Genomic DNA, 11695 nt, shown 5'->3' with positions numbered 1-11695 from the left:
GGTTCGGGTTCACCAAGGGGGTGATCAGAGTGTCAGCCACGGCCGTAGGTCTCCTCTGCCTTCCAGAAGTAGATGAACCCGCCGACGCCCGCGAGCAGGGCCCAGCCCAGGGCCCAGGCCCAGACGTGGTGCGGGAGCTGATTGCTGTGGAAGCTGTCGATCAGGGCGTACCGGATCAGGTCGATGAAGACGGCGGCCGGGTTGTGCTCGAGCGCGAAGTGGACCGCGTGCGGGACGCTCTTGCCCTTGGTGACCTGCTGCAGCGAGAACATCACGCCGGACAGGTACATCCAGGTGCGCAGCACGAACGGCATCAGCTGACCGATGTCGGGGGTCTTGGCGCACAGCCGCGCCACGATCATCGCGAGGCCCGCGTTGAAGGCGAACTGCAGCACCAGGGCCGGGATCACGAGCAGCCACTTGGGTGTGAGCGGCAGTCCGAAGCCGAGGACGATCGCGACCAGGGCGATCATCGAGAACAGCAGCTGCTGGAGCTGCTGCAGACAGAACGAGATCGGCAGCGCGGCCCGCGGGAAGTGCAGCGCCCGTACGAGCCCCAGATTGCCGGCGACGGCCCGGGTGCCCGCCATGATCGACGACTGCGTGAAGGTGAACACGAAGACGCCGGTGACCAGGAACGGGATGTAGTCCGGGACGCCGCGCTTGACGTTCATCAGGACGCCGAAGATGAGGTAGTAGACCGCCGCGTTGAGCAGCGGGGTCATCACCTGCCACAGCTGACCGAGCTTCGCCTGGCTGTACTGCGTCGTCAGCTTGGCCGTGGCGAACGCGGTGATGAAGTGCCGGCGCTGCCATAGCTGGCCGGCGTAACGGCCCAGTGAGGGGCGGGCGTTGCTCACGGCGAGCCCGTACCGCGCGGCGAGCTCCTGTGCGGACGGGGTCGGGGCCGGTGCCGGGTGTTTCGGCGGCGCCTCGAGCACTTGACTCACTGACTTACCTCGCTTTTACGTCGGGACGGACCCGTATCGTCGCTTCGTGGAGCGTAGGACGGATCGACGTCGCAACGCAACCGTTCCGTCGTCACGGCCGTATGCTGGGGGCCATGACGTCCTCGACCTCCGCACCCGACCCGGCCCCCTCCGCGCCCAGAGGTGAAGCGGCCAAGCCCGCCCGCCGCCGGGCTCCGGCCGGCGCCGCGGTGCTGCGCGAGGATGTGACCGAAGCCATTCGGGCGGCGGTCTTCGGGGAGCTCGCCGCGGTCGGCTACGGCCGGATGTCGATCGAGGGCGTCGCGCGCCGCGCGGGCGTCGGCAAGACCGCCGTCTACCGCCGCTGGCGCTCCAAGCTGCACCTCGTGCTCGACCTGGTCTCGGCGGTCGCCGTCCAGGGCCTGCCCGCCCCCGACACCGGCACCCTCGAAGGCGATCTCCGGCTGCTGTACGAGGTCACCTCGCGCGCCCTGCGGCACCCCGTGGCCGGCCAGATCATCCCGGACCTGCAGGCCGAGGCGGCCCGTAATCCGGAGATCCGCGAGGCCCTGGAGAAGGCGCTGCGCGAAGGCCAGCACTCGGTGGCCAGCGGGATCGTCCAGGCCGCGGTCTCCCGCGGCGAGCTGGACGCGGGCGTCGACGACGAGATCGCGCTCGACCTGATCTCGGGTCCGCTGTACTGGCGCTCGGTGGTGACGCGCTCCCCCCTGCCGAAGGGCTACCTGGACCAGCTCACCGCAGCCACCGCGGCGGGACTGCGGGCGATACAGGGCCCGCCGAAGGGGTAACGCCCGGAACCCGCGGAACGCCGCCGGAACCCCAAGCGCACGCCAAGCGTCGAACAAACTGGAACAAACCGTTACGGAAACAGGGTGACCATGACCTGGCTGATCACCGGCGGCGCCGGTTACATCGGAGCGCACGTCGTGCGTGCCCTGCTCGCGGCCGGCGAGCAGGCGGTCGTCTTCGACGACCTGTCGACGGGGATCGCCGAGCGGGTGCCCGAGGGCGTCGCGTTCGTCGAGGGCACGGTGCTCGACCGTGCCGCGCTGGACAAGGCGATCGCCGAACACGGCATCACCGGTGTCGTCCACCTGGCGGCCAAGAAGCAGGTCGGCGAGTCCGTCGAACTGCCGCTGCACTACTACCACCAGAACATCGAGGGCCTGCGCGTCCTGCTCGCGGCCGTAGCCGCCGGCGGAGTGCGCTCCTTCGTCTTCTCCTCGTCGGCGGCCGTCTACGGCATGCCCGACGTCGACCTCGTCACCGAGGACACCCCCTGTCTGCCGATGAACCCGTACGGCGAGACCAAGCTGGCCGGCGAGTGGCTGGTCCGCGCGGCCGGCCGCGCGCACGGCTTCGCGACCGCGTCCCTGCGGTACTTCAACGTCGCGGGCTCGGCGAGCCCCGAACTCGCCGACACCGGTGTCTTCAACATCGTCCCGATGGTCTTCGAGAAGCTCACCGAGGGCGCTGCCCCACGGATCTTCGGCGCCGACTACCCGACGCCCGACGGCACCTGCGTACGCGACTACATCCACGTCGCCGACCTGGCCGACGCGCATGTGGCCGCCGCCCGCAAGCTGGCCACCGCGCCGGGCGACGACCTGACGGTCAACATCGGCCGCGGCGAGGGTGTTTCGGTGCGCGAGCTCATCGACCTGATCAACGAGGTCACCGGCTACGGCGTCGAGCCCGAGGTCGCCCCCCGCCGCCCCGGCGACCCGGCCCGCGTGGTCGCCTCGGCCGACCGCATCGCCGGCGAGCTCGGCTGGGAGGCCCGCCACGACGTCCGCGACATGATCACGTCGGCGTGGGCGGGCTGGGTGCGCCTGCACCCGGAGGCCGCGCGCAACTAGCGCTCCCTGTGCGGGACTTCAGGCACGCGACACTCCGGGACCTTCCCGTACGGCACCGAAGGGGCCGTCGTCCGCAAGGGCGGCGGCCCCGTCGCGCTACCGGCTGAGCGCCCGCCGCACCCGCCGCCGCACCACCTGCGCCACCCCGCGCACCCCGGGCGCGACCCGCACCGCGAGGTTCCCGGCGTTCGTGGCGTACGGCTGCACCAGGCGCACCCCCCGCCGCAGATCGCGCACCGCGGTCCGCCGCAGCACCCCGGGCCCCGCCACGGCACGCGCCGCGGTCTCGCGATACGTGCCGTCCGCGAACCGCACCCGCAGGCGCAGATCCCACACGCAAGCCGTCGGGTCGAGCGCACCGAGATCGAGCAGCACCTCGGCGGTCCAACTCCCGTCCGGGGCGACCGGATCCGCGTCCGCACGCCAGGCGGCCGTCCGCCGCATCCCGCTCGCGACCCGTGCCCGGTCCCGCAGTTCGACGTCCACGGTCGTGGGTACGGACCCGGCGACGCGCCCGTACAACTCGTACAGCCTGAGCGTGAGCACCGAGCTGCGCGCCCGCGGCAGCAGACTCGCGTCGACGGTGAGCGGGAGCAGCCGCATCGGCCGGACGAGCAGATGCTCCAGGCTCACCTGCGGCAGCTGCTCGGACCACACCGGAGTGCCGTCCGCCCCGCGCACGTACGGCGGCACCAGGCGCGCCGGGCGGGCCGCGACCTGCTGGAGGCGCGGCAGGTCCACCGGCTCCGGCGAGGCCAGGATCACGCGGGCGATCACCCGGCCGGGGGCCGGTGCGTGCTCCACATCGGCCTCGTCGAACGTGGCGAGATAGGCGCGCGTGAGCCGCCACCACTCGGCGCGGTACTCCGGTGTGCGCTGGTCGAGCTCGCGCGTGTACATCCGCAGGCCGCGCTCGAGGAACTTGGCGCGCGCCGCCCGCGCCAGCTTCTTCTCACCGGCGTCGGTGAGGATGTCGACGGCCTCGCGGTGCGCGTCCATCCGAGCCTGCCAGTTGGCGATCCCCGCGCGGTCGAGGGAGATCGACAGCTTGGTGGCCGAGCGGCGTACGTGCCAGATGTAGACGGGGTTGGAGATCAGCGCGATCCTCGGCGCGGCAGCGAGCACCCGCGCGCTGAACACGAAGTCCTCGTAGACGTAGCGGCCGTCCGGGAAACGGATGCCGTGGGTGCGCAGGAAGTCCGTGCGGTAGAGCTTGTTGACGCAGAGGGTGTCGTGCACCAGACGCGGCCGCCGACCGGGGTGCTCGACGATCGCCGGGGTGTCGTACAGCTCGGGCTCCCAGGGCACCTCGCGGCCCGACGGCAGCTCCCGGCGCAGACACAGACCGGCCGCGACCTGGGTGCCGTGCTCGGTCGCGGCCGTGAGCAGCGCGTCCACGGCGCCCGGCGGCAGCACGTCGTCGCTGTCCAGGAACATCACATACGGGGACGTACAGGCGTCGATGCCGTCATTGCGCGGGGTGCCGCAGCCGCCGCTGTTCGTGGCGCGGGCGATCACCTTGAGCCGGGGCTCGGTGGCGGCGAGGCGCTGCAACACCTCGCGGCTGTCGTCGACCGAGCAGTCGTCGACGGCGATCACCTCGCGTACGGCGGCGCCCTGGGCGAGGGCGGAGCGCACCGCGTCGGCCACATGGGCCGAGTCGTTGTAGCCGATGACCACGACGCAGACCTGGGGCTCGGGAGACGGCAGGCATTCCATGAAGGGAAATGTTAGCCGTATGCCTGAATTATCCGATTAAAGGAGGCGTCAATACGCTGCAATCGACAGTTAATCGCACAAACTCCACTCCATGTACCGCACGCAGGCCTCCGCGTTCACCGGCACCCCGACCGCCTCCGCGCACCGCGCGTACCCGGCCACGGCCCCGGCCAGGGCCGCCGTGCCGTCCGGGCATCTGCGCACCCTGGCCCGGCTGCTGCTGGTCCGACCGGCCGTCACCGCCGCGACGGTGCCGGCGCTCACGGCGCTCGCGGTCGGCCTGTGGGGGCTCGACCGGGGGTCGATGTGGCGGGACGAGAGCGCCACGTTCCAGGTGGCACGGCGTTCGCTGCCCGAGATCTCGCAGCTGAGCGGCTCGGCCGACGCGGTGCACGGCGTCTACTACGTGCTGATGCACTTCGTGCTCCAGGTGCACCCGGGCGAGGTGATGCTGCGGCTGCCGTCGGTGCTCGCGGCCGCTGTCACCGCGGGCCTCGTCGCCATGATCGGCACCCGTCTGGCGCGGGCGCGCGTGGGGCTCTGGGCCGGTCTGCTGTACGCGGTGACGCCGGCCACCGGGCTCTTCGCGACGGAGGGCCGCTCGTACGCGCTGGTGTGCGCGGGGGCCGCGGCGGCGACGCTCCTGCTCCTGCGCGCGGTGGAACTCGGCCGCACCCGCGACTGGTGCCGTTACGGCGCGGTCGTCGGCTGCACCGCGTATCTCCACGAGTTCGCGGCCCTGCTGCTCGCCGCGCACGCCGTCACCCTGGTGGTGTCCTGGCGGCGGATCGACGGCACCCTGTGGCGGGCCTGGACGGTCGCCGCCGCGGCCGCGCTCACCGCGCTGCTGCCGCTGATCAGCCTGACGGCCGGGCAGAGCGGGCAGGTGGCCTGGCTGGAGGCGCCCGGCATCGACAGCGTCGAGGAACTGCTGCGGACCTTCGCGGGACCGTCCCCGCTGGTCGTCACCGTCGTCCTGCTCCTGATCTGTGCCGCCCTGAACGCGCCGCTGCCGCGCCGGGGCAGGATCTCGCTCGGCGCCCTGGCACTGCCGCTGACCCTGGTGCCGCCGGCCCTGCTGCTCGCCGTCGCCCAGACAACGCCCCTCTACCACCGCCGATACGTCCTGTTCGCGCTCGCCGGGGTGCCGCTCCTTGCGGCGGCGGGCGGTGAGCGCTGCGCCGCCGTGGTCCGGGGACTGCTGCAGGCCGGGCAGCCGCCGCACCGCGCCGCGGCCGCGCTGACCGGCGTGGCGGCGATCGCCGCGGCCTGCCTGTGGCAGCTGCCCGAGCACCGGGTCAACGCCTCGGCGGCCGGCCGGCCGGACGACCTGGCCGCGGTCGCGCGGGTGGCGGCACGGGAACTGGGGCCCGGCGACCCGGTGTTGTTCCTGCCGTCCGAGAGCCGGCGCGTCGCGCTGACGTACCCGGCGGGCTTCGCCGGTACGCAGGACCTCGCGCTGCGGACCGCACCGGCCGCGTCCGGGACGCTCTACGGCACGGAGACCGGTCCGATCGAACTGAGGCGCCGGCTGGCGAACCTCGACCGCGTCTGGGTGCTCGCCGAACCGCGCGTGACCGCCGCGTCCTGGAACCCGCGCTCGGCGACGGAGGCCGCGAAACTGTCGGTGGTCAACGAGCAGTTCGTCCTGCGCGGCGAGTTCAAGGAGCGCAGCGGAGTGCTGCGGATGTACGTGCGGCGAGCGCCGGAGCGCCCCGTGGACTGGCCGGCGGGCAAGCCGGTGCCCGTGGTGGATCCGGTCCTGGAGGTGCACGACAGGAACAGGGCGCGCGAGCGGGACCAAGGCGCCACGGGCTGGGCGGGGCCGCCCGGTTCGGGTGCGCCGCAGGGCTCAGGAGGTGCGCCGGGTGCCCGTGAACGGCTGGAGCTGCCGCCGCTGCACCCGCACGGAACAGGCTGAGCGCCCACCCCCTACCGCCCGCCCGCTCAGCGCACCCGCGCCAGCACCTCGCCGGTCCGCGGCCCCCACGCCACGACGACCGCCTCCCGTGGCATCCGCTGCTCGGGGGTGAGCAGCAGCCAGCGCACGCCGTACCGCTGGACGATCGCGGCCCGTTCGGCAGGAGTGGAGCCGGGCGTCAGATAACGCGCCACCTCCTCCTTCCGCCGGGCGCGGTCCGTCTCCGCCATGGAGGAGTCCGGCCAAGGGGGCGCCACGAGGTTCGGACCGTAGCCGGGCAGCGAGCGCAAGGCCTGGCTGCTGTCGGTCAGCACCACCTCGCCCGGTGCGATGTGCCGCGCGGCCCAGGAGTACGAGGGCCAGCGCGGCGGCTGGTCGAAGCCCACCGGATCCAGGGCGCGGGGGACCACCGCGCCCGCCTGGACCGAGAAGAAGCTGAGCGCGATCCCCGCACCGCAGGCCGCGGCGAGCACCCGTCGTCCCCACGTCCAGGGCCGCGGCCCGGTGAGTTCGATGGCCAGGGCGAACTGCAGCGACATCATGGTCAGCTGGATGACCCGTCCGTAGATGTAGTGCCCGGAGACCCAGCCGTACGCGACGGTGAGCCCACCGAGGACGAACATCAGCACCAGCGGGTCGCGCCGGTCCCGCCGCCATCTGGCCGCCAGGGCGAAAAGCCCGGGCAGCGCCAGCCAGAGGCGTTCCGGCAACGCCGTGTAGAGCTTGCGGTGCATGGCGTCCATGCTGCTGTCGCCCGCGAGCGAGAAGACCGAGTAGTAGGGCCAGGCCAGGACGAGCAGTCCCGCAACGGCCACGGTAAGAGCCCACCCAGGCGCGATCCGCCGGGCCCGGCCAAGGACCAACGCGGCCACGCCGATGGCCGCCGCCGTAGCGGAGACGGGGTGGACCAGCAGGATCAGGCCGCACAGGGCGCCGAGCCCCGCGTACGAGAGCGGCGAACCGCCGTCGCGCGCGAGCCGGGCCGTCAACGCCCAGGCCCAGAAGGTCAGACCGATCGCGAAGGTCGACGGAAACGGCAGATGGCCGGTCATCGACATCAGGCCCAAGTACCCGCTCCACCAGGCCATCTTGGTGCCCCAGAGCAGCACCATGCAGACCAGGGCGAGCAGCGGAGCCCAGCGGTTGGGGGTCAGCGTCTTCACGAAGCGGCCGAGTCCGGTGAGCAGCACCAGGAGGTTGACCGGCCCGGAGAGCTTCACGACCTGCCAGCCCGCGAGCCCGGTCACCTTGGCGAACAGGCCCTGCAGGACAGCGTACGGGGAGTAGTACGCGCTGCCGTCGCCGGGCGCCGCGGCCATCGGGTGCGCGGGGTTGAACAGATCGGCCCTGAGCCGTTCGACCACGGCCGCGTGCTGTCCGAAGTCGCAGCAGATCGGCACCCGCCAGGCGGCCGCCGACATCAGCACCCAGAACAGCGTCCCGAAGACCAGATACGGGCTCGGGCGCAGCGAACGGCGCCCGCCCATGACGGCGGTCGCACCGCGGGCGAGGCCGACTGTCAGTGGGCGCCGATAGCCTGGACAGGGCTCGGCCCCCGGGCGGGAGGGGTCTGTCCGGCTCACGGGGAGCGCAGGGTCCGTCCGGCTCACGCCAAGATCCAGTCCGCGACCCGTGCCGCCGCCCGCCCGTCGTCCAGGTCCCCGTACGCCTGCCGGAACGCGGCGTAGGCGTCCGCATGCCGCGCGGCCGTCGTGTCCAGATCGCGCAGCGCCTCGACCATCTCGCCGGTGGAGGTGAGCAGCGGGCCGGGTGCGGCCGCCTCGAAGTCGAGGGTGAAGCCGCGCACCGTGTCGCGGTAGTGCTCCAGGTCGTAGGTGTGGAAGAGCATCGGGCGGCCGGTGTGCGCGAAGTCGAACATCAGCGACGAGTAGTCGGTGATCAACACATCGGCGATCAGGAGGAGTTCGGCCGCGTTCGGGTGGGTGGTCACGTCGCGTGCGAAGGGGGCGTTCGCGCCCGGGAGCCGGCCCGCGGCGAGCGGGTGGCGGCGTACCAGGAGGACGTGGTCGTCGCCGAGCGCACGCTCCAGGGCCGGGAAGTCCAGGGCCGGTTCGTAGCGGAAGCGGCCCGCTGTGTGGGCGAGGTGGTCGCGGTACGTGGGGGCGTACAGGACGACCCTGCGGTCGTCCTCCGGGGACAGGCCCAGCTCCGCGCGCACCCGGTCGGCGATCTTCCCGCGGTCCTCGGCGAACAGGACGTCGTTGCGCGGCGATCCGGCGTCCAGGACATCGCCCTCGTACGAGAGCGCGCGCGGCAGTACCGACGAGGCGTGCCGGCTGGGGGAGACCAGGACGCTCCACTGGGCGGACAGGCGGGGCAGGGCGTCGAGGTGGGAGTGGTCGGCGTAGAGGGTGTCGGTGAGGTCGAGGCCGACGCGCTTGAGCGGGGTGCCGTGCCAGGTCTGGACGACTCGCTGGCCCTCGCGGCGCTCGAACCAGTCGGGCAGGTGCCCGGAGGTGACGATCACGCGGGCGCGGGCCAGGGCCTCGTACCACTCGCGGCTGCCCTCGGCGATGCCGCGGGCGGTCGGCGGGACCTTGGTCTGCTGGTCGCGCGTGACCCACAGGTGTTCCGACTCGGCGCCGCGGACGAGGAGTTCCTCGTGGACCGCGCGCGGTGACTCGCCGTCCAGGTAGAGGACGGTGTCGCGCAGCGGCAGGGCGCGCTGCACCGGGTAGTGCCGGGTGCGCAGCCGGGCCTGGCTGTAGGCGCCGCGTTCGGTGGCCGCGAGGGCCGGTCCTGAGTCGATGAGCAGCCGGTCGCCGAAGCGCCGTCCGATGCTGAACTCACGGCCGTCGCACTCCCGGGCGGCCGGCAGCGCGGCGCCGAGCGAGGCGAGGACACGCACCGGCACCCCGTCGCCCGCCTCGTGCTTCTCGCGCAGGAACAGATACCAGCGGCCCTCGGGCAGCGGCAGACCGCCGTGCGCGGTGGCCGGTACGAGCCGGGCGCGGAAGCGTCCCGCCGAGCGCTCCAGGGGGACGGCCACCTCGGTGAGGTCGGTGCTGTGCCGCAGGATGAGTTCGGCGGGTCCCCAGCTGTCCTGTGCGGCGGTGCCCTCGATGACCAGGACGCCCTCGTCGGGCCAGTGCGCCAGATCGGCGACGGGCTGCCGGGTCAGCTCGACGACCAGCTGCCCGTTGTCGTTGGCGGTGGCGCACAGCTCGCGCCCCACGGCGTAGCGGGCGCGGCCGGTGGCATGGCGTCCGGGCGGCAGATCGGCGCTCGCCGCAAGGGACTTGAGGGCGCCGCCGGGCAGGACGAGGTTGGCGCTCCAGCGGTCGCCGTGCTGCGGTTCGACCTCCTTGGGTGCGCGATGCGGTGTGGGCGGCACCTGCTCCAGGTCCATCAGCGGCACCCGCACCGTGAACTCGTCACCGGCGCGGGCCAGCGGGTAGTCGTACGTGTGCTCCTTGTGCGTCAGGCGCAGCTGCTCGGGCCGCGGGGTCCCGCGCAGCCGGCCGCGCAGCACCAGGTCGTCGCCGTCGCGCTCATGGCTCTCGACCCGGGCCGCGTACTCCTGGACGCGCAGCACCAGGCGCCCCTGTGAGTAGCCGAGCACGAGACGCATGCCGTCGCCGAGTTCCCGTACGACGGACTGCGCGGACGCGCCGTCCAGGGCGCGCACGGCCGCCCGGCGCACCACGCCGTGGCCGGCGACGACCACGCCGAGCAGCCAGTTGCCGGGGCGCCAGCGGCCGCCCGTCTTCAGCTGCTCGGGGTCGATGGTCATCTCGAAGCCGGAGTAGTCGTAACAGTGCAGCTGCTGGGCCGAGTTGACGGTCGCCTCCGGCCGCGGGACGGTCCGCGTCGCCACCCGGCGGAACTGGCCTCGGCTGTGCGCGGACTTCAGCAGACCGGCCTTGACCGACTGTCCGGGGCGGGTGGCTTCGAGGTTGCGGACATACGCGTATCCGCTGATCCGCAGCTTTCCGTCCTCGTCCCAGCGGGCCTCGTTCACCCGTGCCACGACGGGCAGTTCGCCCTTCCGCAGGCCGGACAGGCGCCTGGGCACGCTTTCGATGCCCGGGTAGACGGCTCGCTTGCGCAGGCCCCCGCGTACCTCGAAGGCGGTCTTGTTGCGCTGCTCGTACGAGAGGAGCTCGATCAGTTCGGCGGTGCGCCCCTCCCGTAGCAGCTGCCACTTGATCCGCAGGTCGACCGGCAGTTCACGGGTGAGCGAGGAGTCGGCGCGGGCGAGGAAGGCGGCGGTGTCCTCGAGGAAGGCCGCCCGGTACTCGGGCCCGCCCATCGGCAGGCCCTCCAGGAAGTAGATGAAGTCGTCGCGCAGGCACGACAGGTCGTATGTCCGCTTGTGCTGGGGGAAACGCTCGCCCAGGAAGCGGCTCACGCTGTCGCACGCCGCGATCCGGTCGCGTACGCCCTTGACCTCGGTACGCCGCCGGGTGATCGAACCCTCGCGCACCCGCCAGTAGTAGACGTGGTCGCTCAGCACGTCGACGGACCCCGCGAGGAAGTGCGCCGGGATCATCACCGGGGTGTCCTCGTAGAGCCGGCCCTCGGGGAAGCTGAACTCGTGCGCGTCCCAGAACGCGCGCCGGAACACCTTGTTCCAGGCCACCCGGTCCGCGAGCAGCTCGGGGTCGCGGGTGATGTGGGTGCGGGTGCGGTCCTTCGTCAGCCACTTGTACTGCCATGCCTGCTGCCGGCCGCGCTCGTTCAGCCGCCATACGTTTCCGCTGACGAAGTCCGAGCCCGAGGCGTCCAGGCTGGCGACCATCCGCTCGTACGCGTCGTGCGGCACGATGTCGTCGCTGTCCACGAAGGTCAGGAACTCACGCCTGGGATCCGCCTGACGCACCCCGGTGTTGCGGGCGGCGCTCAGCCCCGCGTTCTCCTGCCGGACATACCTGAAGCGCGGATCGCGGGCGGCGAAGGCGCGCGCGATCCGCGGGCTGTCGTCGGTGGAGCCGTCGTCGACGAGCACGACGTCGAGGCTCTTGAGGGTCTGGCCGGCGATCGAACGCAGGCAGTCCTCGAGGTAGTCCTGGACGTTGTAGACGGGGACGACGACGGTGAGACGGGGCAGGGACGAGGCGGGCGTGTGCTGCACGGGGCGGACCTTTCTGCGCAGAGCGAGACCGGCGGTGCCGTCCGCCCTGTTTGCCCGCTTTCGTCAACCTCCTGTCGCTCATTACCTGGAACGAGTGACCTGAGCGAGGTCTATTGCCGTATTAGGCACACCGCAGCCGCCAACTTCCCAA

7 protein-coding genes are annotated in these 11695 nt (G+C 72.3%); 3 read left to right on the top strand and 4 right to left on the bottom strand.

Features of this window, described 5'->3' with window-relative positions:
• Nucleotides 1-32: 32 nt before the first annotated feature.
• Nucleotides 33-950 carry an ABC transporter permease gene (locus tag G6045_RS17105; RefSeq protein ID WP_165332828.1) on the bottom strand — a complete coding sequence of 306 codons (918 nt, stop codon included), beginning with the start codon at nucleotides 948-950 and terminating at the stop codon, nucleotides 33-35.
• A 101-nt stretch (nucleotides 951-1051) separates the two neighbouring features.
• On the opposite strand from G6045_RS17105, the gene G6045_RS17100 reads away from it, so the two are divergent.
• Both G6045_RS17100 and galE read left to right on the top strand, forming a co-directional pair.
• Nucleotides 1052-1738: a TetR/AcrR family transcriptional regulator gene (locus tag G6045_RS17100; protein ID WP_206343826.1), complete on the top strand. Its 687-nt coding sequence runs from the start codon at nucleotides 1052-1054 to the stop codon at nucleotides 1736-1738.
• A 90-nt stretch (nucleotides 1739-1828) separates the two neighbouring features.
• Nucleotides 1829-2809 carry a UDP-glucose 4-epimerase GalE gene (gene galE, locus G6045_RS17095; protein WP_165332826.1) on the top strand — a complete coding sequence of 327 codons (981 nt, stop codon included), beginning with the start codon at nucleotides 1829-1831 and terminating at the stop codon, nucleotides 2807-2809.
• Between the two features lie 96 nt (nucleotides 2810-2905).
• Here the strand turns inward: galE and G6045_RS17090 are convergent, their stop codons facing one another.
• Nucleotides 2906-4528, bottom strand: a complete 1623-nt coding sequence (locus G6045_RS17090; protein ID WP_165332825.1) for a glycosyltransferase family 2 protein — start codon at nucleotides 4526-4528, stop codon at nucleotides 2906-2908.
• A 91-nt stretch (nucleotides 4529-4619) separates the two neighbouring features.
• On the opposite strand from G6045_RS17090, the gene G6045_RS17085 reads away from it, so the two are divergent.
• Complete coding sequence (locus tag G6045_RS17085) at nucleotides 4620-6449, top strand: glycosyltransferase family 39 protein (RefSeq protein ID WP_235967972.1); 1830 nt, start codon at nucleotides 4620-4622, stop codon at nucleotides 6447-6449.
• 26 nt (nucleotides 6450-6475) lie between these two features.
• On the opposite strand, the gene G6045_RS17080 is transcribed toward G6045_RS17085, so the two are convergent.
• The gene (locus G6045_RS17080) at nucleotides 6476-7936 is read right to left on the bottom strand and encodes a hypothetical protein (RefSeq protein ID WP_165332824.1); all 1461 of its coding nucleotides are present in this window, start codon (nucleotides 7934-7936) and stop codon (nucleotides 6476-6478) included.
• A 119-nt stretch (nucleotides 7937-8055) separates the two neighbouring features.
• Complete coding sequence (locus G6045_RS17075; RefSeq protein WP_328707807.1) at nucleotides 8056-11544, bottom strand: bifunctional glycosyltransferase/CDP-glycerol:glycerophosphate glycerophosphotransferase; 3489 nt, start codon at nucleotides 11542-11544, stop codon at nucleotides 8056-8058.
• Between the last annotated feature and the right edge of the window lie 151 nt (nucleotides 11545-11695).

The organism is Streptomyces mesophilus (assembly GCF_011044995.1).
Classification (GTDB): domain Bacteria; phylum Actinomycetota; class Actinomycetes; order Streptomycetales; family Streptomycetaceae; genus Streptomyces; species Streptomyces mesophilus.
This window is presented reverse-complemented; position numbering and strand designations above follow the sequence as displayed.